Source organism: Streptomyces sp. NPDC038707, from assembly GCF_040636485.1.
Lineage (GTDB): Bacteria > Actinomycetota > Actinomycetes > Streptomycetales > Streptomycetaceae > Streptomyces.
The window spans coordinates 63,739-87,995 of record NZ_JBEZUP010000034.1; the positions used below are offsets into that span (position 1 = coordinate 63,739).

At 73.3% G+C, this 24,257-nt stretch carries 20 protein-coding genes; 17 read left to right on the forward strand and 3 right to left on the reverse strand.

Annotated elements, in window-relative coordinates:
- The first annotated feature begins 236 nt into the window (after positions 1–236).
- From AB0E62_RS32535 to gatB, 6 genes are all read left to right on the forward strand, one after another.
- Positions 237–2,492, forward strand: a complete 2,256-nt coding sequence (locus AB0E62_RS32535; protein ID WP_362201993.1) for a bifunctional diguanylate cyclase/phosphodiesterase — start codon at positions 237–239, stop codon at positions 2,490–2,492.
- Between the two features lie 107 nt (positions 2,493–2,599).
- Positions 2,600–3,094, forward strand: a complete 495-nt coding sequence (locus tag AB0E62_RS32540; protein WP_362201996.1) for a cupin domain-containing protein — start codon at positions 2,600–2,602, stop codon at positions 3,092–3,094.
- A gap of 93 nt (positions 3,095–3,187) precedes the next feature.
- Positions 3,188–3,484, forward strand: a complete 297-nt coding sequence (gatC, locus tag AB0E62_RS32545) for an Asp-tRNA(Asn)/Glu-tRNA(Gln) amidotransferase subunit GatC (RefSeq protein ID WP_004925108.1) — start codon at positions 3,188–3,190, stop codon at positions 3,482–3,484.
- A gap of 5 nt (positions 3,485–3,489) precedes the next feature.
- Positions 3,490–4,989 carry an Asp-tRNA(Asn)/Glu-tRNA(Gln) amidotransferase subunit GatA gene (gene gatA, locus AB0E62_RS32550; RefSeq protein WP_362201999.1) on the forward strand — a complete coding sequence of 500 codons (1,500 nt, stop codon included), beginning with the start codon at positions 3,490–3,492 and terminating at the stop codon, positions 4,987–4,989.
- Positions 4,986–5,225, forward strand: a complete 240-nt coding sequence (locus AB0E62_RS32555) for a hypothetical protein (protein ID WP_362202002.1) — start codon at positions 4,986–4,988, stop codon at positions 5,223–5,225. The genes gatA and AB0E62_RS32555 overlap by 4 nt, the downstream gene beginning before the upstream one ends.
- A 16-nt stretch (positions 5,226–5,241) precedes the next feature.
- On the forward strand, positions 5,242–6,756 hold the full coding sequence (gatB, locus tag AB0E62_RS32560) for an Asp-tRNA(Asn)/Glu-tRNA(Gln) amidotransferase subunit GatB (protein ID WP_362202005.1): 1,515 nt from the start codon (positions 5,242–5,244) through the stop codon (positions 6,754–6,756).
- Positions 6,757–6,818: 62 nt separating this feature from the next.
- Here the strand turns inward: gatB and AB0E62_RS32565 are convergent, their stop codons facing one another.
- The gene (locus tag AB0E62_RS32565; RefSeq protein ID WP_362202008.1) at positions 6,819–7,622 is read right to left on the reverse strand and encodes a methyltransferase domain-containing protein; all 804 of its coding nucleotides are present in this window, start codon (positions 7,620–7,622) and stop codon (positions 6,819–6,821) included.
- A gap of 70 nt (positions 7,623–7,692) precedes the next feature.
- Between AB0E62_RS32565 and AB0E62_RS32570 the strand changes: the two genes are divergently transcribed.
- The 6 genes from AB0E62_RS32570 (at position 7,693) to AB0E62_RS32595 (ending at position 13,271) form a co-directional block, all read left to right on the forward strand.
- A complete protein-coding gene (locus tag AB0E62_RS32570) occupies positions 7,693–8,094 on the forward strand; it encodes a hypothetical protein (protein WP_362202011.1) in 402 nt (133 codons plus the stop codon).
- Between the two features lie 59 nt (positions 8,095–8,153).
- Positions 8,154–8,729 carry a GNAT family protein gene (locus AB0E62_RS32575; protein ID WP_362202014.1) on the forward strand — a complete coding sequence of 192 codons (576 nt, stop codon included), beginning with the start codon at positions 8,154–8,156 and terminating at the stop codon, positions 8,727–8,729.
- Positions 8,730–8,764: 35 nt separating this feature from the next.
- A complete protein-coding gene (locus tag AB0E62_RS32580) occupies positions 8,765–9,394 on the forward strand; it encodes a hypothetical protein (protein WP_362202017.1) in 630 nt (209 codons plus the stop codon).
- Between the two features lie 198 nt (positions 9,395–9,592).
- Positions 9,593–9,781 (forward strand): hypothetical protein, encoded by a 189-nt coding sequence (locus AB0E62_RS32585; protein ID WP_362202020.1) that lies wholly within the window; start codon positions 9,593–9,595, stop codon positions 9,779–9,781.
- Between the two features lie 155 nt (positions 9,782–9,936).
- Positions 9,937–12,978 (forward strand): AAA family ATPase, encoded by a 3,042-nt coding sequence (locus tag AB0E62_RS32590; protein ID WP_362202023.1) that lies wholly within the window; start codon positions 9,937–9,939, stop codon positions 12,976–12,978.
- Positions 12,979–13,016: 38 nt separating this feature from the next.
- Positions 13,017–13,271 (forward strand): DUF6191 domain-containing protein, encoded by a 255-nt coding sequence (locus AB0E62_RS32595; protein ID WP_362202026.1) that lies wholly within the window; start codon positions 13,017–13,019, stop codon positions 13,269–13,271.
- 27 nt (positions 13,272–13,298) lie between these two features.
- Here AB0E62_RS32595 and AB0E62_RS32600 read toward each other — a convergent pair whose 3' ends face one another.
- Together AB0E62_RS32600 and AB0E62_RS32605 are read right to left on the reverse strand one after the other, a co-directional pair.
- On the reverse strand, positions 13,299–14,450 hold the full coding sequence (locus AB0E62_RS32600) for a PQQ-dependent sugar dehydrogenase (RefSeq protein ID WP_362202029.1): 1,152 nt from the start codon (positions 14,448–14,450) through the stop codon (positions 13,299–13,301).
- Between the two features lie 458 nt (positions 14,451–14,908).
- On the reverse strand, positions 14,909–15,907 hold the full coding sequence (locus AB0E62_RS32605) for an aldo/keto reductase (protein ID WP_362202053.1): 999 nt from the start codon (positions 15,905–15,907) through the stop codon (positions 14,909–14,911).
- Positions 15,908–15,982: 75 nt separating this feature from the next.
- Here AB0E62_RS32605 and AB0E62_RS32610 point away from each other — a divergent pair, with 75 nt between their 5' ends.
- The 5 genes from AB0E62_RS32610 to ilvC all read left to right on the forward strand — a co-directional run bounded on the left by AB0E62_RS32610 (position 15,983) and on the right by ilvC (position 24,151).
- A complete protein-coding gene (locus AB0E62_RS32610) occupies positions 15,983–16,960 on the forward strand; it encodes a 2-hydroxyacid dehydrogenase (RefSeq protein ID WP_362202032.1) in 978 nt (325 codons plus the stop codon).
- A gap of 385 nt (positions 16,961–17,345) precedes the next feature.
- Entirely contained in the window at positions 17,346–20,417 is a 3,072-nt protein-coding gene (locus AB0E62_RS32615; protein ID WP_362202035.1) for an EAL domain-containing protein, read from the forward strand.
- A 243-nt stretch (positions 20,418–20,660) separates the two neighbouring features.
- Entirely contained in the window at positions 20,661–22,511 is a 1,851-nt protein-coding gene (locus tag AB0E62_RS32620) for an acetolactate synthase large subunit (RefSeq protein ID WP_362202038.1), read from the forward strand.
- 29 nt (positions 22,512–22,540) lie between these two features.
- On the forward strand, positions 22,541–23,065 hold the full coding sequence (gene ilvN, locus AB0E62_RS32625; protein ID WP_116146898.1) for an acetolactate synthase small subunit: 525 nt from the start codon (positions 22,541–22,543) through the stop codon (positions 23,063–23,065).
- Positions 23,066–23,152: 87 nt separating this feature from the next.
- On the forward strand, positions 23,153–24,151 hold the full coding sequence (ilvC, locus tag AB0E62_RS32630; RefSeq protein ID WP_362202041.1) for a ketol-acid reductoisomerase: 999 nt from the start codon (positions 23,153–23,155) through the stop codon (positions 24,149–24,151).
- Positions 24,152–24,257: the final 106 nt, after the last annotated feature.

Here is a 24,257-nt window from a genome sequence, read left to right on the forward strand (position 1 = left end):
GCATATCAGTTGCATACGGGTGGCCCGGGCGCATTCGGGCGACCGTCGGCGACCGCTGCCCGTGGAAGCCTTCCGCGGCCTACTGTTGAGGTGTGCGCCCGCCGTGCCCAGCTGCGGCCGGGGCATCTCCGTGCCCTCGACCGGCCCGGGGAGGGCTTCTTCGACGCGGAGCCGCTGAGGGTTGTCGGGCATCGGACCGCGTGGCGTGGGCACCGCCGGCTGTGAGAGGGACGGGAATGGAACCGACCGAGAGCGCCGCCCTTGACGCTCGGCTGCGTCCGCGCCGCCGTGCGGGGGCCCGGCGCGAGAACCGGTGGACCGGGTGGGCCGAGGGCCGTACGGGAGCACGGCCGCGCCCCGCCGCCCCGCGCCCGGCCGGCCCGGGCGCGGCCACCGAGCCCGCCCGCCCGCTCCCGCCGGCCGCCGAAGCCGCCCCCGGCCTGACCGGCGCCGGCACCGAGCGGCACCTGTCCTGGCCGGCGCTGCCCGCGGCCGTCGTCGCCGCCGCGGCGTTCGTCCTGGGCGCCGGGTTCTACCGCGCCTACGCCGGCCACCACGCCCTCTTCCCGCACGGCACGGTCGGCTGGGCGCTCGCCCTGCTCACCGGCGTCATCGTCGGCCACCTCGTCATGCTGGGCCGGGCCCGCTGGTGGGGCGGCACCGGATCCGGCGCCGCCCTGACCCTCGCCGTCCTGCTGCTGTACGGCTGGCTGCCCGCCGGACTGGTCTCCCTCACCGTCGTCGTCCTGGTCGGCATCGCCCGCCGGCACCGCTGGCGCCAGGGCGTGCTGCACGGCGCGGTGGACATCCTCGGCATCGGCGCCGGCGCCCTGCTGCTCGGCGCGTCCGGCCGGGTCCCGAGCGTCGAGACCCCCTGGCGGCCCGGCCACTGGAGCATCGCCACCGCCCCCCAGGTCGTCCTGGTGGCGGTCGCCTACCTCGCCGTCAGCCGCGGCCTGCTGTGGTACCTGAACGCGCCGCGCGACGGCAAACTGCCCACCATCGCCCGCACCGCCCTGGTCCGGCAGGGGCTGGTCGCCGTCGCGCTGCTCGGCATGGCACCGCTGCTGTGCGTCGTCGCCGACGCCGAGCCGATCCTGCTCCCGCTCTTCGCCATCCCGCTCATCGCCCTGGACTCCACGCTGTGGATGGCCCGCGCCCGCGCCGAGGAGCAGCTGCGCGACCCGCTGACCGGGCTGCCCAACCGGCAGTGGCTGCTGGAGCGCATCTGGACCGCGCTGGACGACGCCGACCGCATCGGGGCACGCGCCGCGCTCATGCTGATCGACCTCGACCGTTTCCGCTCGGTGAACGACACGCTCGGTCATCTGGCCGGTGACCGGCTGCTGCTCCAGATCGCCGACCGGCTCCGGCTCGCCCTGCCGCGCGGCGCCGAGGCCGCCCGGCTCGGCGGTGACGAGTTCGCCGTGTTACTCCCCGTCGCCGACTCCACCACGTCGGCGACGCGCGTTGCCCGCGGTCTCGTCACCGCCCTCAGCTCCCCGCTCGACCTGGACGGCCTCACCCTCGTCCTGGAGGCCAGCGCCGGTGTCGCCGTCTTCCCCGATCACGCCCTCGACGCCGAGGGGATGCTCCGCCGCGCCGACGTCGCCATGTACCAGGCGAAGCGGGACCGCACCGGCGTCGAGGTCTACGAGTCCAAGCGGGACTCCAACACCCCCGACCGCCTCGGCCTGCTCGGCGATCTGCGCCGGGCCCTGGACGCGCACGAGGTCCAGCTGCACTACCAGCCCAAGGTCCGCTTCGACGGGCAGGTGGCCGGCCTGGAGGCGCTGGTCCGCTGGGTGCACCCCGAGCGCGGCAAGGTGCCGCCGGACGAGTTCATAGCGATCGCCGAGTCCTCCGGGCTGATGCCCCACCTCACCGAGTACGTCCTGGAGACCGCGCTCGGCCAGGTCGCCCGCTGGCGCGCCCAGGGCCTGCGGGTCCCGGTCGCCGTCAACGTCTCCCCGCGCGACGTCCACACGCCCGGCTTCGCCGGCTCCGTCGCCGCCCGCCTGGCCCGGCACGGGGTCCCGGCCGGGGCGCTCCAGCTGGAGATCACCGAGCACGTGCTGCTGGAGGATCCGCAGCGGGCCGCCGACACCCTCGCCGGACTCACCGGGCACGGCGTGAAGATGTCCCTGGACGACTTCGGCACCGGGTACTCCTCCCTGGTGCACCTGCGGCGGCTGCCGGTCAGCGAGCTGAAGATCGACCGTTCCTTCGTGGCCCGGCTGGCCGTGGACGCCGAGGACGCCGAGATCGTCCGCTGCACGGTGGACCTGGCCCATTCGCTGGGGCTGCTGGTCGTCGCCGAGGGCGTGGAGGACGACGAGACCTGGGAGCGGCTGCGGGACCTGGGCTGCGACGCGGTGCAGGGCTGGCTGGTCGCCGCGGCCATGCCGCCCGACGAGACCACGGCCTGGCTGCGGGCCCGCGGCTCCCGGGGCTGGCAGCGTCCCACCCCGGCCCTGCCGGCCGCAGAATAGCCCTCCCCGGGTCCTATCCGCAGGCGCGCGTCATCGGGGGGAATCGGCCCGGCCACCATGATCGTTGTACGGGCACATCCGTGTCAGGCCCCCGGAGGAGACCCGTCATGTCACTGTTCGTGCCCCGGTTCGACGACACCGTGCTGGTCCGGGACGCCGAGGCCGAGGTGGTCGGGGACGCTCCCGTGGCCGTCAGGCTGCTGGCCGACAGCAGCGCGAGCGGCGGCGCGCTGTCCACCGTGCGGGTCACCCTCGCCGAGGGAGCCGACGGCGCCCGCCCGCATGTCCACCACCACTCGGCCGAGATGTTCTACCTGCTCGACGGCGAGGCCGAGATCCTCTCCGGCGACGACGTGGTCACCGCCGGACGCGGCGACCTGGTCATCGTCCCGCCGGACCGCCCCCATGCCTTCGCCGCCGCGCCCGGCGCCACCGCCGACCTGCTCGTCGTCATCACGCCGGGCGTCGAGCGCTTCGAGTACTTCCGCCACCTCCAGCGGATCCGCCTGGGCGAGGTCACTCCGGAGAGCCTGCTGGAGGTCCAGGAGCTGTACGACAACCACTTCCTGAGGAGCGCGGCCTGGGACGGACGGCACCGCTGAGGCGGCCCCCGGGGGAAACCGTTTCACGGGCACGGGGCCCGGCACCCTAGGATTGGGCCCAAACCACACACACTCACCCCAGAGGATCGCTGCATGCCTGGCATCACGCGCGAGGAGGTCGCCCACCTCGCCCGGCTGGCGCGTCTGGAGCTGAAGCCCGAAGAACTCGACCACTTCGCGGGACAGCTCGACGACATCATCGGCGCGGTCGCCCGCGTCAGCGAGGTCGCCGACCAAGACGTACCGCCGACCTCGCACCCGCTCCCGCTGACGAACGTCATGCGGCCGGACGAGGTCCGTCCCTCGCTCACCCCCGAGCAGGCGCTCTCCGGCGCCCCGGCCCAGGAGCAGCAGCGTTTCAAGGTGCCGCAGATCCTGGGGGAGGAGTGACCACCATGACGGAGAGCAACATCATCAAGCTCACGGCCGCGCAGATCGCCGAGAAGATCGCCTCCGGCGAACTGACGGCGGTCGAGGTCACCGAGGCCCACCTCGCCCGGATCGAGGCCGTGGACGAGAAGGTCCACGCCTTCCTACACGTCGACCGCGAGGGCGCCCTCGCGCAGGCCCGCGCCGTCGACGAGAAGCGGGCCCGCGGCGAGAAGCTCGGCCCGCTGGCCGGCGTCCCGCTCGCGCTCAAGGACATCTTCACCACCGAGGGCGTGCCCACGACCGTCGGCTCGAAGATCCTGGAGGGCTGGATCCCGCCGTACGACGCGACGCTCACCAAGCGGCTGAAGGCCGCCGACGTGGTCATCCTCGGCAAGACCAACATGGACGAGTTCGCCATGGGGTCCTCCACCGAGAACAGCGCCTACGGCCCGACCGGCAACCCCTGGGACCTCACCCGGATCCCCGGCGGTTCCGGCGGCGGTTCCTCCGCCGCCCTCGCCGCCTACGAGGCCCCGCTCGCCATCGGCACCGACACCGGCGGCTCCATCCGCCAGCCGGCCGCCGTCACCGGCACGGTCGGCGTGAAGCCGACCTACGGCGCGGTGTCCCGGTACGGCATGGTCGCCTTCTCCTCCTCCCTGGACCAGGGCGGCCCCTGCGCCCGTACGGTCCTGGACGCGGCGCTGCTGCACGAGGTGATCGCCGGCCACGACCCGCTGGACTCCACGTCCATCGACGCCCCCGTCCCGCCGGTGGTCGAGGCCGCCCGCAACGGCAGCGTCCAGGGCATGCGCGTCGGCGTGGTCAAGCAGTTCCGCGGCGAGGGCTACCAGGCCGGCGTCATCCAGCGCTTCGACGAGTCGGTCGAGCTGCTCAGGGAGCTGGGCGCCGAGATCGTCGAGCTGGACTGCCCGTCCTTCGACCTCGCCCTGTCGGCGTACTACCTGATCGCCCCGTCCGAGTGCTCCTCCAACCTCGCCCGCTTCGACGGCCTGCGCTACGGCCGGCGGACCGGCGACGACGGCACGCACTCCGCCGAGGAGGTCACCTCCCTGACCCGCGAGGCCGGCTTCGGCCCCGAGGTCAAGCGCCGGATCATGCTCGGCACGTACGCCCTGTCGAGCGGCTACTACGACGCGTACTACGGCTCCGCGCAGAAGGTCCGCACGCTCATCACGCGGGACTTCGAGAAGGCCTTCGAGCAGGTCGACGTGATCGTCTCCCCGACGACCCCGACCACCGCCTTCCCGATCGGCGAGCGCGCCGACGACCCGATGGCGATGTACCTCGCGGACCTGTGCACCATCCCGACCAACCTGGCGGGCAACGCGGCCATGTCGCTGCCCTGCGGTCTCGCGCCGGAGGACAACCTCCCGGTGGGCCTGCAGATCATCGCCCCCGCGCTGAAGGACGACCGGCTGTACAAGGTGGGCGCCGCCGTCGAGGCCGCCTTCGTGGAAAAGTGGGGTCACCCGCTGCTGGAGGAGGCACCGTCGCTGTGAACGCACTGTCCAAGGCCAAGGGCTTCAAGAAGTCCAAGTCCGGTACCTACCTGTCCATGGCCGCCACCGCGTTCGGCGCGGTCGGCGCCGTGAAGCAGATCAAGAAGGCCCGCGCCGAGAACGACACGCTGAGGCTCGTCGACGCCGTCGTCACCGCCGCCGGCATCGCCACCGGCCTCGCCATCCTCTACCGCGAGCTGAAGCGGCTGGGCGACGACGACGTCCTGCTGGGCTGAGAGGGAAGTTTTCACCGTGACCACCACGACCGACCTGGTGTCGTACGAGGACGCGCTGGCCGCGTACGACCCCGTCATGGGCCTCGAGGTCCATGTCGAACTCGGCACCAAGACCAAGATGTTCTGCGGCTGTTCGACGGCGCTCGGCGCCGACCCGAACTCCCAGACCTGCCCCGTCTGCCTCGGCCTGCCCGGCGCGCTCCCGGTCGTCAACGCGACCGGCGTCGAGTCGGCGATCAAGATCGGTCTCGCGCTGAACTGCGAGATCGCCGAGTGGTGCCGCTTCGCCCGGAAGAACTACTTCTATCCGGACATGCCGAAGAACTTCCAGACCTCCCAGTACGACGAGCCGATCGCCTTCAACGGCTACCTCGACGTGCAGCTGGAGGACGGCGAGACCTTCCGCGTGGAGATCGAGCGCGCCCACATGGAGGAGGACACCGGCAAGTCGACGCACGTCGGCGGCGCCACCGGCCGCATCCACGGCGCGTCCCACTCCCTGCTGGACTACAACCGCGCCGGCATCCCGCTCATCGAGATCGTCACCAAGCCGATCGTGGGCGCCGGCGAGCGCGCCCCCGAGGTGGCGAAGGCGTACGTCCGCGAGCTGCGCGAGGTCATCCGCGCCCTCGGCGTGTCCGAGGCGCGCATGGAGATGGGCCAGATGCGCTGCGACGTCAACCTGTCGCTGATGCCCAAGGGCGCCGACAAGTTCGGCACCCGCTCGGAGACGAAGAACGTCAACTCGCTGCGCTCGGTCGAGCGTGCGGCCCGCTACGAGATCATGCGCCACGCGGCCGTGCTCTCCGGCGGCGGCACGATCGTCCAGGAGACCCGCCACTTCCACGAGGACACCGGGTCCACGACCTCGGGTCGCGTGAAGGAGGAGGCCGAGGACTACCGGTACTTCCCGGAGCCCGACCTGGTCCCCGTCGCGCCCTCGCGCGAGTGGGTCGAGGAGATCCGGGCGGCCCTGCCCGAGCTGCCGCTGGCCCGCCGTACCCGCCTGCTGGCGGAGTGGGGCATCTCCGCCACCGACATGCAGGCGATCCTGAACGCGGGCGCGCTGGACCTGATCGTCGCCACGATCGACGCCGGTGCCGACGCGGCCGCCGCCCGCAAGTGGTGGATGGGCGAACTCGCGCGCAGCGCCAACGAGTCCGGCACGGCGCTGGACGAGCTGGCGATCACCCCGCAGCAGGTGGCCCGGGTCACCGAGCTGGTCGCCGAGGGGGACCTGAACGACAAGCTGGCCCGCCAGGTCATCGAGGGCGTCCTCGCCGGCGAGGGCACCCCGGACGAGGTGGTGGACAAGCGCGGTCTGAAGGTCGTCTCGGACGAGGGCGCGCTGACCGCCGCCGTCGAGGAGGCCATCGCCGGCAACCCGGCCATCGCGGACAAGATCCGCGGCGGCAAGGTGGCCGCGGCCGGCGCCCTGGTCGGCGCGGTCATGAAGGCCACCCGCGGCCAGGCCGACGCGGCCCGCGTCAAGGAGCTGATCCTGGACAAGCTGGGCGTCAGCGAGGGCTGACCCCGCGCGCGTACGGCCCCGGAGACACGCTCTCCGGGGCCGTACGCATGATCGCGTACGGTTTACGCCCGGCGTCCCACGACCCGTACGAATCCCAGCGCGCGCCCCTGATCCGCGCGGAGCATCTCCGCGCACCGGCCCGACATGCGGATGTGGAAGTCGTCCGAGCTCTCCTCGGCGACCACCTCGCACCACAGCAGCCAGTCCCGCCAGCCGTGCTCCAGCCAGTCCGCCGCCTCGACCTCCACGGCCCCGCTGCGGGTCCAGTGGCGCCGCCACCAGTCCGCGGTGTGGAAGCACCAGAAGGCGGGCTCCCACCAGGGCACGAGGTGCTCCGGCGGCTCTACGCCCGCCGGCTCCTCGCGCAGCGACGGGACGACGACCCCGATCCGCCCGCCGGGCTTCAGCAGCCGGGTCAGGGACGGCAGATACAGGTCGTCGGTGCCGAAGTACTGGTAGGCGTCGACGGAGACGATCGCGTCGAAGGACCCTTCGGCGAACGGCAAGTCGTGGGCCTCGGCGCGCACGGGCAGCACCCGGTCGGCGACACCCGCCTCGGCGAGCCGTACGGCGTTGTCGTCGGGGTCCACCCACAGGTCGGCGGCGGTGACCTGGAGGCCGTACTCGCGGGCCAGGAAGACGGAGGTCATCGCCCGCCCGCAGCCCAGGTCGAGCACGCGCGCGCCCGGCGGCAGCCCGTCCAGCCCCAGCGCGGGCGCCAGCCACTCCAGCAGCCACAGCGCGTGCGGGCCCATCTGGTTCTCGATGGTCCAGCGGGCGTCGTAGCCGTTGCTGCGGGGGTAGCGCGGGTGGGTGACACGGCGGGTGAGCGCGTCCGGTGTGGTCGGTGTGTTGGTCACAAGCAACCATCCCTAGCAGCCGGGACGGCCGCCCCGCACCGGGTTTTCGCCGCCGTGGGAGGTACGCTCGCCCGCCATGAGGGGAAGCACCACCGAATCCGATGCCGAGCCCGCGACGAAAGAGGCCGCCGAAGCGCACGAAGCCGCCGGGGACGCCGAGGAGCCGGCCGGGGGCGCCGAGCAGTACGCGGGAGCCGACGAGGAGTACGCCGGGGGCGCCGAGGAGTACGTGACGGACGCCCGGCGGGCCCGGTGGGCCGCCGTCGGCACCGGGGCGCTGCTGACCTGCGCGGGACTGGCCGCCGCGCTGCTGAGATCCGCCGGCGCCGCCCCGGCGCTCGTGCCCGCCGCCTACGCCCTCGGCGCCGCCGTGTGCGCGTTCGCCGCGGTGCTGGGCGCCAAGGGCCGTACCCGCAGGGCCTTGTGGTCGCTGATCGCAGGGACGATGATCATGGCGCTCGGGGACCAGTTCGACTGACGTATTTTTGCCGTACCGACCGGTCCCGGCGGACGAATTGCGGGAAGGAAGTGCGGCTGGTGTACGCGACATCGCTCGGTGACGACGGTGCCGAACTGCGGCCACTGGAGGTCTGGCACGCCGGTGAGCTGCTGGAGAACATCGACCGTGGACGGGAGTTCATCGGCCGGCACATAGGGCTCGCGGACGCGGTGTCCGATCTCGACGGGGCCCGCGCGTGGCTGAAGTCGTACGCCGACAAGCGCGCCGCCGACGCCGGCGGCCTGCACGGGATCTGGCTGGACGGCAAGCTCGTCGGCGGGCTGCTGTTCCGGGTCTGGGACACCCCGAGCGGGGTCTGCGAGGCCGGCTGCTGGCTGGAGCCGGCCGCAGCGGGGCGCGGTCTGGTCACGCGCGGGATGCGGATCCTGCTCGACTGGGCCTTCGAGGAGCGCGGCATGCACCGGGTGGAATGGCAGGTGTCCTCGGCCAACGAGGCGAGCATCAACGTGGCCCGGCGGCTCGGCATGACCCGCGAGGGCGTGCTCCGCGAGAACTACCCGCACCGGGGTGTGCGCACCAGCACGGAGATCTGGGCGGTGCTGGCGCCCGAATGGCGCGCGGCACGCGCGCGTACCGAACGAAACGATCATTAAGAGACCTCTCAGACAGCGTCCGTACGGTGCCCGGCATGGCAACGAAGACAGCGGAAGAAGCCGGGACCGCGGGCAGCGCGTCCGGTACCGACGCGCACCAGGACGACGAGACGACGACGGCCCCGGGAGGAACCGGGGCCGTGGAGGAGACCGGTAAGGCCGGTAGGGCCGGGAACGGCAGGGAAGGCGGGGAGCCCGAAGTCGCCGAGGTCACCGAGGACGGCGAGGACTCCCGGGGGGACGAGCCGGACGGCGCCGGTGGCAAGGTGCCCTCCGGGGTCGGCCAGGGCGCCGGTGCCGTCGTCTCCGCCGCGCTGGGCCTGGTCTCGCTGACCGGCGGCTGGGCCGGCACCGTCGCCTCCGCCCGCGAGCAGCTCATCGGCCAGCTGCGGACGTCCACCAGCGCGAGCGTCGGCACCCAGCTCAAGGAGGTCTACGGCGACGCCTGGCACACCACCGCCCTGTGGGCCGGGCTGTTCGCGCTGGCCGCGCTGATCACCGCCGTGGTGGTGCTGGTCCGGCCCGCGTTCGGCGCCCCGGGCCGCCCGCAGGCCGCCTGGATCAGGTCGGTGGCCTGGGCAGGGCTCTCGCTCGGCGTCATCGGCCTGCTGCTGGCCGTCCTGAAGTACTCCGACGCCCTGCTGGCCGTGCCCTCCGCGGGCTGAGCGGGCGCGGGTCCCAGGGGCCTTAGGACACCCCGCGCGTACGGCGCGGGGCGCCCTAAGGCCCCTTACGCGCGCGAACGGCCCGTCCGGGGCGCGAAGATGCGGAACTCTCCCGATGCGGCGGCCCCTGCCCGGCGGCGAGGGTAGGGGGCGTCGCGGAAAGCGGCACACGCCACCGATCCCCGGGAGGAACCCGCCGTGTACGAACTCGAACTGCACCGCATGCGATCCGCCGAGCTGCGCCGCACGGCCCAGCAGGAGCGCCTGGCCCGTGAGGCCGTCCGCTCCCGTCGCGCCGCCCGCCGCGGACCGGCCGGCGACGGAGCCCCGGCCGCCGAGTCGCATACCGACGGCCCCCGCCGGCGCGGGCTGACGCGCACCGCGTGACCAGGGGGCCGGAGAGCGGCCGGACGGGGGTCGGCCGCTCTCCGTACCGGGGCCGTCAGGCGTCCCGGAGGAACCTACCGGCCCTTCCGGCCGACAGTAAGACCATCGCACAGGACCTGTGGAAAACCAGTGCCGGGCCCTCGGGACCTCGTGCGATGCTCGGGCCCGTGGAGACCAGGTCCGTCAGTCCCGTATTCGTCGGCCGCACCGCCGAGTTGGCCACGCTGCACGACGCGCTCGCCCGCGCCCGCGCCGCCGAGCCGCAGGCCCTGCTGCTCGGCGGCGAGGCCGGCGTGGGCAAGACCCGCCTCGTGGAGGAGTTCGCCGCGGCCGCCACCGGCCGCGGCGCCGTCGTCGCCGTCGGCGGCTGTGTGGAGATCGGCGCCGACGGGCTGCCGTTCGCCCCCTTCTCCGCCGCCCTGCGGGCCCTGCGCGACGCCCTGCCCGAGGAGTTCGCCGCCGCCGCGGCCGGCCAGGAGGAGGAACTGGCCCGGCTCCTGCCCGACCTCGGCGAGGCCGGCGCCGGCCGCCATGACGAACAGGGCATGGCCCGGCTGTTCGAACTCACCGCCCGGCTGCTGGAGCGGATGGCCGCCGCCCACACCGTCGTCCTGGTCCTGGAGGACCTGCACTGGGCCGATGCCTCCACCCGCCACCTGCTGGCCTACCTGCTGCGCACCCTGCGCGCCGGCCGCCTCCTCGTCCTGGCCAGCTACCGCAGCGACGACATCCACCGCCGCCACCCGCTGCGCCCCCTGCTCGCCGAACTGGACCGGCTGCGCACCGTCCGCCGCATCGAACTGGCCCGCTTCACCCGCGAGGAGGCCGGCCGCCAGATCGCCGGCATCCTCGCCGCCGAACCCGACCCCGCCCAGGTCGACGAGATCTACGAACGCTCCGACGGCAACGCCTTCTTCATCGAGGAACTCGCCGTCGCCGCCTGCCAGGGCAACTGCACCGGCCTCACCGACTCGCTGCGCGACCTGCTCCTCGTCCGGGTCGAGGCACTGCCCGAGAGCGCCCAGCGGGTCGCCCGGATCGTCGCCGAGGGCGGCTCCACGGTGGAGTACCGGCTGATCGCCGCCGTCGCCCGGCTGGCCGAGGACGACCTCATCGAGGCACTGCGGGTGGCCGTCGGCGCCAACATCCTCACCGTCACCCCCGCCGGCGACGGCTACCGCTTCCGGCACTCCCTGGTCCGCGAGGCCGTCGCCGACGACCTGCTGCCCGGCGAACGCTCCCGGCTCAACCGCCGCTACGCCGAGGCCCTGGAGACCGACCCCACGCTCGTCCCCGCCGACGCCCGGGTGATGCGCCTGGCCAGCTACTGGTACCACGCGCACGACGCCGCCAAGGCCCTGCCCGCCGTCCTCGCCGCCGCCGTCGTCGCCCGCCGCCGGCACGCCTACACCGAACAGCTCGGGCTCCTGGAACGGGCGATGGAGCTGTGGGACACCGCCCCCGCGGAGGTGCGCGCCACCCTGCGCCCGGTCGACTACGCGGAGGTCTTCCCCCCGTGCGGCTGCGACCCGGCCACCACCCCGCTGCGCTACCTCGACCTGATGGCCGAGGCCGCGGTGGCGGGCCGCTTCGGCGGCGAACGGGAGCGCGCCCTGAAGATCACCAAGCGGGCCCTGCGCCTGCTGGAGGAGGAACCGGACCCGCTGCGCGCCGCCTGGTTCTGGGTGCAGCGCTCCCGGCTGGTACAGGCCCAGGCCCGCGGCGACGGCTGGCCGGAACTGGCCACCGCTCAGGAACTGGTGCGCGGCCTGCCGCCGTCCGAGGTGCACGCCGAGGTGCTCGCGGTCGTCGCCAACTGGTCGATGCAGCACCGGCCCGGCCCCGAGGCGCTGGCCGCCGCCGAACGGGCCGTGGAGTACGCGCGCATGGTGGGCGCCCGCGAGACCGAACTGCACGCCCTGCTCACCCTGGGCGGCCTGACCGTGGAGTCCGGCGACCCGGACGCGGGCCTGGCGCAGATGCGGCAGGTGCTGCGGGACACCCTGGCCGAGGGCGTGCACCCGGTCGCCGGCCGCGCCTACGTCAATCTGCCGGCCGCGCTGCGCAGCGTCGGCCGGGACCGGGAGGCCGTCCCGCTGCTGCGCGAGGGCATCGAGTTCTGCCGCCGGTACGGACTGCTGGACTCCGGGGCCTGGGCCTGGGGCAACCTCTCCGAGGCGCTCTACGCCCTCGGGCAGTGGGAGGAGGCCGCCGAGGCCGCCGCGCACGCCACCCGCGTCGGCCACAGCGCCAAACCCCGGGCCGGGGGCGCGCTGCGCCTGGCCCACCTCGCCCTGGCCCGCGGCGACCTCGCCGAGGCGGCCCGGCAGCTCGCCACCGCCCGCTCCTGGTACGGCACCCACGACCCGCGCCCCCAGCAGTCCCTGCCGCTGGCCCGCACCGCCGTCGGCATCGCCGCCGCCGAAGGCAGGATCGACGACGCCCGCGCGCTCCTCCTGCCGCTCCTCGACGCCGGTTTCCCGCCCGGCACCCACCGGTACGGCTGGCCGCTGCTGCTGGCCGCAGCCACCGCCGAGGCCGACGCCCGCACCCTGCCCGCCGCCCGGCCCGGCCGCGCCGAGATCCTCGACCGCCTCCGCACGGCCGTACGGACGCTGACCACCGGCGTCCCCCTGTGGCAGGCCTACAGCCGGTGGGCCCGGGCCGAACTGCTGCGCGCCGAGGGCCAGGACACCGCCGCGACCTGGTCCCCGGTGGTCAGCGCCTTCGAATGCCTGGACCGCCCCTACGACCTGGCCCGGGTCCGGCACCGCCTGGCCGGGGCGCTGCTGGCCGAGGGCGGCGACGACGAACGCGACCGCGCCGTGGAACTGCTCCGGCTGGCCGCGGCGGTCGCCGCCCATCTGCAGGCCCGCCCGCTCGCCGGCTCAGTCGCCCGGCTCGCCCAGCGGGCCCGGCTCAGCCTCGGCGGCGGCAAGCGGCCGTACCCGTCCGCCGACCCCGCCGCCGCGCTCGGCCTCACCAGCCGGGAGCGGGACGTCCTCGGCCTGGTCGCGGCCGGCCGCACCAACCGCCAGATAGCCGAGGAACTGTTCATCTCGCCGAAGACCGCGAGCGTCCACGTCTCCAACATCCTGGGCAAGCTCGGCGTCTCGGGCCGGGGCGAGGCGGCGGCGGTGGCGCACCGGCTGGGCCTGTTCGTGGCCGGGACGCTCGCTGCCGAACCGTCCGGGTGAGACGTACGCTGGAGAAAACCGGCACTGAGGGGGGAGCCGTGTTCAACATCTTCGAGGAAGTGTTCGCACCCGGCCGCAAACACACCCGGGACGAACGCAAGCGTCTCGAACTGTCCCGCGAGGACGTCGGCGACAACGACCCCGGCCGCGGCCCCATAGACCTGTCGTCCGGCAAGGCGGTCATACGACTGTCCCCGCCGGAACCGCCGGAACAGCCCGAACCATCCGAACCGTCCGGATCGCCCGACGCCGGCCCTGGTCCCGACGCCGAGCCCGCTCCCGGCACCGGCTGACCTCGGCCGAAGGGCCCGGAGGCGGGGCTAACGCACCGCCAGCTCCAGGATCCGGTCGTCCCCCTTCCCCGGGGTGCCCCGGCCGTCCGTTTCACTGGTCACCAGCCACAGCCGGCCGGCGCCCGCCGGGGCCACCGTGCGCAGCCGGCCGTAGGCACGGGTGAGGAACGCCTGCGGGGCGGCCGAGGCCGAGGTGCCGTCCAGCGGGATCCGCCACAGCCGCTCGCCGCGCAGTCCCGCCATCCAGATCGAGCCATTCGCCCAGGCGATGCCACTGGGGGAGGCCTCGTCGGTGTGCCACTGGGCCACCGGGTCCTGGAGACCGGCGCGGGAGGAGCGGCCTTCCGCCTCCGGCCAGCCGTAGTCGCCGCCCGGCTTGATCGCGTTCAGCTCGTCCCAGGTGTCCTGCCCGAACTCCGAGGCGAACAGCCGCTGCCGGCGGTCCCAGGCCAGCCCCTGGACGTTGCGGTGGCCGTAGGAGTACACCACCGACCCGGGGAACGGGTTGCCGGGCGCGGGTTCGCCGTCCGGGGTCATCCGGAGGATCTTCCCGCCGAGCGAGGACCGGTCCTGCGCCAGGCCCCGCCGCCCGGTCTCGCCGGTGCCCGCGTACAGCATGCCGTCCGGGCCGAACGCGATCCGGCCGCCGTTGTGGCGGGTGCCCTTGGGGATGCCCTTGAACACCGTGTCCGGAGCGCCCAGTCGTTCACCCGCCGGTTTGTGCTCGTCGTAGCGCACCCGGACGATCCGGTTGTCCGAGGCGGAGGTGAAGCAGGCGTAGATCATGTGGTCCGAGGCGTAGCCGGGGGACAACGCGATTCCCAGCAGTCCGCCCTCGCCGGACGGGGAGACCCCGGAGACCGTGCCCAGCACCGTCGTCCGGCCGGTCCTCCCATCGACCCGGCTGATCGTGCCCTCGTCCCGGGAGGAGACCAGCAGATCACCGCCCGGCAGCGGGGCCAGCCCCCAGGGCGACTTCAGCCCCTCGGCCACCGTACGCAGCACCTTCACCGACCCCTTGGCGGGCGCGGCCGGTTCGGCACCCGGTGCGGTGCCGGTCCCTCGGGAGGCCGTGGCGGCCGGCGTCCGTCCCGGCCCGTCCCCGCTCCCCGAGGAACAACCGGCCGCGAGCAGCAGGGCGGTCACGGCCGACACGACCGGTACGGCACGACGTCGCACGATCAAGGTCCCTTCGACGCGGCGGGCACGGCGGCGGCCCACGACGCACGCTACTCCCGGGCGAGGGACGGCCGTTGCCGCGCCCCGGGCCGGGGCCGCCTGCGTGCCACGGGCGGCGGTCGCCGACGCCCTGGGCCGGGGAGCCGCCCCCGGGTCCCGGGCGGCGCTCGCCGTGCCACCGACGACCGGTCCCGTACCCCGGACCGCGGTGGTCGTACCCCGGGCGGACCGTCCTCGCCACGCAGCCGCCGCCCACCGCCCCCCGCGAACGGCGTTCCGGCCACTGCCGGCCCCCCGTGAGCGGCGTTCCCCGGCCCTCGCATCCGCCCGGGCCCCCGGCCCTCACGCCCGTTCCGGTTCCGGCCCTCGCATCCGCCCGGGCCCCCGGTCCTCACGCCCGTTCCGGTTCCGGCCCCGCGCCGCCCGGGCCCCCGGCCACCGCCGAACCGTTTCCGTGCTCAGTCCCAGGAACCCTGTGCCGCCGGCAGCCGGGCCACCTCCGCCAGGTCCTGCGCGGTCAGCCGGAGTTCCGCCGCCCCCGCGTTCTCCGCCGCCCAGCGTTCCCGCTTGGTGCCCGGCAGCGCGATGACGTGGCGGCCCTGGGCCAGCACCCAGGCCAGTGCCACCTGGGCCGGGGTGACCCCCTCGCCGTGCCGCCGGGCGATGCGCCGCAGCCCCGCGACGATCGGCTGGTTGGCCGCCATCATCTCGGCCGTGAACCGGGGATGCCGGGCCCGCACGTCGTCGGGCTCGAACCCCTCGCCCGGCGTCAGCGTGCCGGTCAGGAAGCCGTTGCCCAGCGGCATCGCCGCGAGGAAACCGACCCCGCGTGCCTCGCACCAGGGCAGCAGCGACCGCAGCGCCTCCGGGGACCACACCGACAGCTCGGCCTGCACCGCGCTCACCGGGAACACCTGCTGGACCCGCTGCAACCGGCGCAGCGTCGCGTCGTACAGTCCGGCGCCCGAGCGGCGCCCGCCGCGCGCCCCCAGCGCGCACAGGCCCAGCGCCCGCACCTTCCCGGCCCGTACCAGGTCCGCCATCGCGCCCCACGTCTCCTCGACGGGCACCTCGGGGTCGGGGCGGTGCAGCTGGTACAGGTCGATCACGTCGGTCTGCAGCCGCCGCAGCGAGGCGTCACAGGCCCGCCGCACATAGCCGGGGCGGCCGTTGGCCACGATGTGCTGCTCGCCCACCAGCAGCCCCACCTTCGTCGCCACGAAGGCGTCCTGGCGCCGCTTGCCGAGCACCCGGCCCAGCAGCAGCTCGTTGGTGAACGGGCCGTACATGTCCGCGGTGTCCAGCAGGTCCGAGCCCAGGTCCAGCGCCCGGTGCACGGCTTTGACCGACTCCTCGCCCCGCCGCTGGGATCCGGTGTACGCCCAGCTCATCGGCATGCATCCGAGTCCGACGGCCCCCACCGCGAGTCCCCCCGCGCCGATCGTCCTGCGCTCCACCTGCTCGTGAACCTCCCTCTGCCCGGCCACCAACCTAACCTCTGCGCCCGCGCGTACCTGACATAGCCTCCTGGCATGAGCACTGAGGTCTGGCTTCCCATCCCGCCCGAGGAGATCGAGGGACTGCCCGCGGGGCCCCGTTATCTGTTCTGGGACGGCGGCGCGGACGGTGACCAGCCGTTCCCCGGCGACCCGGCGCGGTGCGCGGTGTACGTGGTGCCCTACATGAAGCGGCTGTCGGTCCGGGTGGGTCCGCTGGCGCACCTGACGAACGTCCGGGTCGTCCAGACGCTCACCGCGGGCGTCGACGACATCACTGCGCGGCTTTCGGACATCGCGCCGGGCGTACGCCTGTGCAATGCGCGGGGGGTGCACGAGACCAGCACGGCCGAGCTGGCGCTCGCCCTGACCCTCGCCGCGCTGCGCGGCATCCCGGAGTTCGTCCGCGCCCAGCGGCAGGAGCGCTGGGTGGGCGGGTTCCACCCCGCCCTCGCCGACAAGAACGTGCTGATCGTCGGGTACGGGTCCATCGGCGCCGCCATCGAGGACCGGCTCGTGCCCTTCGAGGTCGCGCGGGTCGCACGGGTCGCACGCTCCGGTCGCACGGTAGCGCGCGGCCCCGTACATCCGATCAGCGATGTGCCCTCCCTGCTTCCGCACGCGGACGTCGTGATCCTGTGCACCCCCCTGACGGAGGACACCCGGAAACTCGTGGACGCGGACTTCCTCGCCCGGATGAAGGACGGGGCGCTGCTCGTCAACGTCGCGCGCGGAGCCGTCGTCGACACCGAGGCGCTCCTCGCCGAACTGGAACGGGGCCGGATCACCGCGGCCCTGGACGTGACGGACCCCGAGCCGCTGCCCGCCGGCCACCCCCTGTGGCAGGCGCCCGGCGTGCTGATCAGCCCGCATGTCGGCGGACCGTCCTCGGCCTTCCTGCCGCGCGCCAAGCGGCTGATCGCGGACCAGCTGACCCGGTTCGTGAACCGCGAACCCCTGCGGAACGTGATCCTTACGACCGGTCCCGAAACGGCGGGAGCAACCGGGCGCTAGGCGCCTTCCGGCACCCTCCGCAATCTTTCGGGCGCACGCCGTACCGGCATACGCCCTGGTCGTCACGGAGCGTAGAGACACTATGTCCCTGAGTGACGAACCTGGTGTATCGTCCCGGGCAGGGGCTGCGCCGCTGACATTCGGCGCCGGGGATGGACATTTCAGATCTGTGAGGGGGGCGACGGGCGATGCACGGCCTATGGACGAACGATCCGACGCGGCGGAGCCGCCGACGGCGACCCTGGCGCACGACCGCGCGCAGACGCGGCCACCAGACCAGCCATCACAGCCACCGCCAGCGCAGGTACGGCGGCCGTCGCCGGACGGCGTACCCGGCGCAGCGGGACCGCCGGGACCGGGGAACGGCATGCACCGGGAGGCCCCGGTGAGCGCCCCGACCTCGATGACGACCCCCCTGGGCAGCGCGGTGCGCGCACCGCACCCGCACGAGGCGCCGCCGCCTCGCCGGCCGGTGGCCGGCGAGAACCGGCGCATGGTGGAGCAGCTCGTCCTGGCCCTGGTCTGCGCGGCCTACGCCGGCGGATCCGCCTTCGGCTGGGGCTCGGACCGGGTCGCCGACATGATGGGCGACTTCGGGCTGAGCGCGGCGGCCGGCGCCGCCGCCGTCTCCTGCTTCCGGTACGCCCGCGGCCCGCGCGTCCGCTTCCGGTCCGCCTGGCTGCTGTTCGCCCTCTCGGCGACCATGACCTCGCTGGGCAACGCGGTCTGGGGCTGGTACGAGGTCGTCCTGGACATGCCGGTGCCCAGCCCCAGCTACGCCGACGTGTTCTTCCTGTGCTTCGCGCCGCCCGCCATCGTGGGCCTGCTGGTGCTCGCCAAGCGGCCGGCGAGCAGGGCCGGCTGGATCTGTCTGGGACTGGACGCCTGGCTGATCGGCGGCTCGCTGCTCACCCTCTCGTGGAGCCTCGCGCTCGCCCAGGCGGCCCGCATCGACGGGTCGAGCGTGGCGCACGCCGCGCTGTCCCTGGCGTACCCGCTGCTCGACATCGCCCTGGTCAGCATGGTGCTGGCGCTGCACTTCCGGCGGGCCCCGGGCAACCGCACGGCGGTGAACACCGCGATCGGCGCGCTCGCGCTGACCGTGATGTGCGACGCGCTGTTCACCTCGCCGCTGCTGCACAGCAGTTACCGCTCCGGGCGGCTGCTGGACGCGGGCTGGTTCGCCGGGTCCCTGCTGCTCGCCTACGCCCCCTGGGCCGCGCCCCGGCGGCGCGGCGGCCCGGAGGCGCACGCGTCCGACGGGCACACGCGCGTGGTCCACGAACACGTGCCCGGCCAGCGCGGCACCGGCCAGTGGGGCACGGCCCAGTGGAGCACCGGCCAGTGGGACGCGGCGCACCACCCCGCGCCCCCGCTGCCCGCGCCGGGCGGCGACCACCTCCGGTACCCGGCCGGCCGGCCGCTCACCGGCTCGCTGGCCGCGCTCACGCCGTACCTCGCCGCGGCCGTGTGCACCCTGGGGATCCTGTACAACGTCCTCAACGGCCGCAGGCCCGACCACGTCGTGCTGATCACGGCGGGCGCCGTGGTGCTGGCGCTCGTCATCCGGCAGGGCATCATGCTGCTGGACAACATCACCCTCACCCAGGAACTGGCGCAGAAGGAGAACCACTTCCGCTCCCTGGTGCAGGGCTCCAGCGACGTCATCATGATCGCCGCGCCCAACGGCGTCCTGCGCTACGTCTCCCCGGCCGCCGCCGGGGTGTACGGCCGGCCCGCCGAGGAACTGGTGGGCACCGAGCTGGCCGCCCTCATCCACCCGGAGGACCTGGGCCGCGTGGTGCACGAGGTGCGCCGCTTCCTCGCCGCGAGCCCCCTGGAGGAGCCCACCACCCGCATCGAGTGCCGGTTCCGCTCCGGCGGTGGGGGAGGCTGGCTCAACGTGGAGTCGACCGTCAACCGCCACCACGGCGGGCTGATCTTCAACAGCCGGGACGTGACCGAGCGGGTCCGCCTCCAGGCGCAGTTGCAGCACAACGCCGAGCACGACCCGCTGACCGACCTGCCCAACCGCGCGCTGTTCACCCGGCGCGTGCAGCAGGCCCTGGCCGGCCGCCGGGCCACCGACCGGGGCACCGCCCTGCGCGGTACGGCGGTGCTCTTCATCGACCTGGACGGCTTCAAGGCGGTCAACGACACCATCGGGCACCAGGCCGGGGACGAGCTGCTCATCCAGGCCGCCCGCAGGCTCCAGGAGGCCGTCCGGCAGGGCGACACCGCCTCCCGGCTGGGCGGCGACGAGTTCGCGGCCCTGATCGTCGGCGACGGCACCCGGGACCGGGCCGCCCGGGAACGGAACATCCTGGAGCTGGCCGACCGGCTGCGGGTGACCCTCTCCCAGCCGTACGTCATCGACGGCAACGACGTCCGGGTCGCCGCGTCCATCGGCGTCGCCTTCGCCGAACCAAGCCTCGGCGCGGGCGAGCTGCTGCGGAACGCCGACCTGGCGATGTACCGCGCGAAGTCGGCCGGAAAGGGCCGGGTCGAGCTGTACAAGCCGCAGATGCAGCAGGACGTCGTCCGCAAGGCGGAGCTGGCCACACGCCTGCGCGCCGCGCTGCACGACGGCGAGTTCACGCTGCTGCACCAGCCGGTGGTGTGCCTGGAGACCGGCCGCATCACCACCGTCTCCGCGCAGGCCCGCTGGCGCTCCTCCCAGGGGGTGCTGTTCACCCCGGCGGAGTTCCTGCGGGTGGCCGACGACGCCGACAAGACCGCCGAGCTGGACCGCTGGATCCTCCAGCAGGCCGTCCAGCAGGCGGCCGAACGGGCCGCCGCCGGGGTCGCCGTACCGGTGACGGTACGGATGAGCGCCCGGCGGCTGCTGGACCGCTCGTCCCCGCTGGGCTCGGTGGAGGCCCTGCTGACCCGGCACGGGCTGCCGCCCGGGGCGCTGGTCGTGGAGCTGTCCGACATCGACCCCCGGATCCCGCTGGACGAGCTGGAACGGCGGCTGACCGGGCTCAGCCGGCTGGGGGTGCGGATCGCGCTGGACGGCTTCGGCAGCGGCTACGCGGCCATCACGGCCCTGCGGCGGCTGCCCGTGGACATCCTCAAGCTCGACCGCGGCCTGGTCGAGGGCGTGGTGGAGTCCGCCCGGCTGCACAAGATCACCAGCGGTCTGCTGCGGATCGCCGTCGATCTGGGTCTCCAGACGGTGGCCGAGGGCGTCGACCTGCCCGAGCAGGTGGTCGCGCTGCGCGCCATGGGCTGCACCCACGGCCAGGGCATGGCGTTCACCGGTCCGCTGGACGAGTACCGGCTGCGCCGGGCGCTCGGGTCCGGCCACTACCCGGTGCCGCACGCCCCGGCCGAGCCCGCCTTCGCGGGAACCGCGAGGGAACCGAACGGGAGGTACTCAGGGGGTGTTCCCGCCGTCCTGGGAGGCGGCGGCGCCCTGCGCTCACATTCTGAGACGCCCGTCCCACCCACTTGACACGTGGTGCGTGCCGGGGGGAGGGTCAGTTCCATGCGCACCCGAATTCTCGTACTTGGACAGCGCGTCGGCTGAGCTGGGACCCACCGGAGGACGATCCGGAATCCCCAGCGACCTCACCGGCGCGCTCCCCTCGCTTGCCCTGTGGCACGAGGGGTTTTTTGTTGCACGAGTGCCGTTCGTGCAGCGCCCCAGATCCGCCCGAACCTCGCAAAAACCCTCAGCATCGAGAAGAGAATGCCGATGACCGAGCAGGCCACCGGGGCCCACCATCCGCAGCCGCGGCCCCGTTCCGGAGGACAGCAGTCCGCCCCCGTCGAGCACGTCACGGGTGCGCAGTCCCTCATCCGCTCCCTCGAGGAGGTCGGGGCGGACACGGTATTCGGCATTCCCGGCGGCGCGATCCTCCCGGCCTACGACCCGCTGATGGACTCCACCCGGGTGCGGCACGTCCTGGTCCGGCACGAGCAGGGCGCCGGCCACGCGGCCACCGGCTACGCGCAGGCCACCGGCAAGGTCGGCGTCTGCATGGCGACCTCCGGCCCGGGCGCGACCAACCTGGTCACGCCGATCGCGGACGCGCACATGGACTCGGTGCCGCTGGTCGCGATCACCGGCCAGGTGGCCTCGAAGTCGATCGGCACGGACGCCTTCCAGGAGGCGGACATCGTCGGCATCACCATGCCGATCACCAAGCACAACTTCCTCGTCACCAAGGCCGAGGACATCCCGCGGGTGATCGCGGAGGCGTTCCACATCGCCTCCACCGGCCGCCCGGGCCCGGTCCTGGTCGACATCGCCAAGGACGCCCTCCAGGCGAAGACCACCTTCTCCTGGCCGCCGGCGCTGGACCTGCCCGGCTACCGCCCGGTGACCAAGCCGCACGCCAAGCAGATCCGCGAGGCCGCCAAGCTCATCACGGCCGCCCGCCGGCCCGTGCTGTACGTCGGCGGAGGCGTCCTCAAGGCGCGGGCCACGGCCGAGCTGAAGGTCCTCGCCGAGCTGACCGGCGCCCCGGTGACCACCACGCTGATGGCGCTCGGCGCGTTCCCCGACAGCCACCCGCTGCACGTCGGCATGCCCGGCATGCACGGCAGCGTCGCCGCGGTCACCGCGCTGCAGAAGGCCGACCTGATCGTGGCCCTCGGCGCCCGCTTCGACGACCGCGTCACCGGCAAGCTGGACAGCTTCGCCCCCTACGCCAAGATCGTCCACGCGGACATCGACCCGGCCGAGATCGGCAAGAACCGCACCGCGGACGTGCCGATCGTCGGGGACGCCCGCGAGGTCATCGCCGACCTGGTGCAGGCCGTGCAGAAGGAGCACAGCGAGGGCCACCGGGGCGACTACACCGCCTGGTGGAGCGACCTGAACCGGTGGCGCGAGACCTACCCGCTGGGCTACGACCTGCCCGAGGACGGCTCGCTCTCCCCGCAGCAGGTCATCGAGCGCATCGGCCGGCTCGCCCCCGAGGGCACGATCTTCGCCGCGGGCGTCGGCCAGCACCAGATGTGGTCCGCGCACTTCATCCAGTACGAGCACCCCGCCACCTGGCTGAACTCCGGCGGCGCCGGGACGATGGGCTACGCGGTCCCCGCCGCCATGGGCGCCAAGGCCGGCCGCCCGGAGCAGACGGTCTGGGCGATCGACGGCGACGGCTGCTTCCAGATGACCAATCAGGAGCTGACCACCTGCGCCCTGAACAACATCCCGATCAAGGTCGCCGTCATCAACAACGGCGCCCTCGGGATGGTCCGCCAGTGGCAGACCCTCTTCTACAACCAGCGCTACTCCAACACCGTGCTGCACAGCGGCCCGGACGACGTCAACCCGGAGGCCAAGGGCACGCGGGTGCCGGACTTCGTGAAGCTGTCGGAGGCGATGGGCTGCGTGGGCCTGCGCTGCGAGCGCCCCGAGGACCTGGACAAGGTCATCGCGGAGGCCAACTCCATCAACGACCGGCCCGTGGTCGTCGACTTCATCGTCCACGAGGACGCGATGGTCTGGCCGATGGTCGCCGCCGGCACCTCCAACGACGAGATCATGGCCGCCCGGGACGTCCGCCCCGACTTCGGCGACAACGAAGACGACTGACCGTCAACAGGCAAGGAAGAGCACACACCATGTCCAAGCACACGCTCTCCGTCCTGGTGGAGAACACGCCGGGCATCCTCGCCCGGATCGCCGCCCTGTTCTCCCGGCGAGGGTTCAACATCGACTCGCTCGCGGTCGGCGTCACCGAGCACCCCGACATCTCCCGCATCACCATCGTGGTGAACGTCGAGGACCTGCCGCTGGAGCAGGTGACCAAGCAGCTCAACAAGCTCGTCAACGTGCTGAAGATCGTCGAGCTGGAGCCGGGCCAGGCCGTGCAGCGCGAACTCGTCCTGGTGAAGGTCCGCGCCGACAACGAGACCCGCTCCCAGATCGTGGAGATCGTCCAGCTGTTCCGCGCCAAGACCGTGGACGTCTCCCCGGAGGCCGTGACCATCGAGGCCACCGGATCGGGTGACAAGCTGTCCGCCATGCTCAAGATGCTGGAGCCGTACGGCATCAAGGAACTGGTCCAGTCCGGCACGATCGCGATCGGCCGCGGCGCCCGTTCGATCACGGACCGCTCGCTGCGCGCCCTCGACCGGACGGCGTAACGCCCGTATTCCGAGACCCCCGAACTTCCTTCCCGCCCGCCGTCATACGGTGGGACGCACCACCTGCACACAAGGAGAGAACCCAAAGTGGCCGAGCTGTTCTACGACGCTGACGCCGACCTGTCCATCATCCAGGGCCGCAAGGTCGCGGTCATCGGCTACGGCAGCCAGGGCCACGCGCACGCCCTGTCGCTGCGCGACTCCGGTGTCGACGTGCGCGTCGGTCTGCACGAGGGCTCGAAGTCCAAGGCCAAGGCCGAGGAGCAGGGCCTGCGCGTGGTCACCCCGGCCGAGGCCGCCGCCGAGGCCGACGTCATCATGATCCTGGTCCCGGACCCGATCCAGGCCCAGGTCTACGAGGAGTCCATCAAGGACAACCTCAAGGACGGCGACGCGCTGTTCTTCGGCCATGGCTTCAACATCCGCTTCGGCTTCATCAAGCCCCCGGCCGGCGTGGACGTCTGCATGGTCGCCCCGAAGGGCCCGGGCCACCTGGTCCGCCGTCAGTACGAGGAGGGCCGCGGCGTTCCGTGCATCGCCGCTGTGGAGCAGGACGCCTCCGGCAACGCCTTCGCGCTGGCCCTGTCGTACGCCAAGGGCATCGGCGGCACCCGCGCCGGCGTCATCAAGACCACCTTCACCGAGGAGACCGAGACCGACCTCTTCGGCGAGCAGGCCGTGCTGTGCGGTGGCACCACGTCCCTGGTCAAGGCGGGCTTCGAGACCCTGGTCGAGGCCGGCTACCAGCCGGAGATCGCCTACTTCGAGTGCCTGCACGAGCTGAAGCTGATCGTCGACCTCATGTACGAGGGCGGCCTGGAGAAGATGCGCTGGTCGGTCTCCGAGACCGCCGAGTGGGGCGACTACGTCACCGGCCCGCGGATCATCACCGACGCCACCAAGGCGGAGATGAAGAAGGTCCTCGCCGAGATCCAGGACGGCACTTTCGCCCAGAACTGGATGGACGAGTACCACGGCGGCCTGAAGAAGTACGACGAGTACAAGAAGCAGGACTCCGAGCACCTGCTGGAGACCACCGGCAAGCAGCTCCGCAAGCTGATGTCGTGGGTCGACGAGGAGGCCTGACCTCCCCCGCGCGTGGCGGTGTTCCCCGGCCGGGGGGCGTGGTAGACGAGGACGTCGGTACGGCCGTCCTCGGCGACGGTGAAGCAGTTGTGCCCGGGGCCGTACT

Coding starts and splice junctions, on each gene's coding strand:
- AB0E62_RS32535 (WP_362201993.1), top strand. CDS start 237: ATGGAACCGACCGAGAGCGCCGCCCTTGACGCTCGGCTGCGTCCGCGC.
- AB0E62_RS32540 (WP_362201996.1), top strand. CDS start 2,600: ATGTCACTGTTCGTGCCCCGGTTCGACGACACCGTGCTGGTCCGGGAC.
- gatC (WP_004925108.1), top strand. CDS start 3,188: ATGCCTGGCATCACGCGCGAGGAGGTCGCCCACCTCGCCCGGCTGGCG.
- gatA (WP_362201999.1), top strand. CDS start 3,490: ATGACGGAGAGCAACATCATCAAGCTCACGGCCGCGCAGATCGCCGAG.
- AB0E62_RS32570 (WP_362202011.1), top strand. CDS start 7,693: ATGAGGGGAAGCACCACCGAATCCGATGCCGAGCCCGCGACGAAAGAG.
- AB0E62_RS32580 (WP_362202017.1), top strand. CDS start 8,765: ATGGCAACGAAGACAGCGGAAGAAGCCGGGACCGCGGGCAGCGCGTCC.
- AB0E62_RS32590 (WP_362202023.1), top strand. CDS start 9,937: ATGCTCGGGCCCGTGGAGACCAGGTCCGTCAGTCCCGTATTCGTCGGC.
- AB0E62_RS32610 (WP_362202032.1), top strand. CDS start 15,983: ATGAGCACTGAGGTCTGGCTTCCCATCCCGCCCGAGGAGATCGAGGGA.
- AB0E62_RS32620 (WP_362202038.1), top strand. CDS start 20,661: ATGACCGAGCAGGCCACCGGGGCCCACCATCCGCAGCCGCGGCCCCGT.
- ilvN (WP_116146898.1), top strand. CDS start 22,541: ATGTCCAAGCACACGCTCTCCGTCCTGGTGGAGAACACGCCGGGCATC.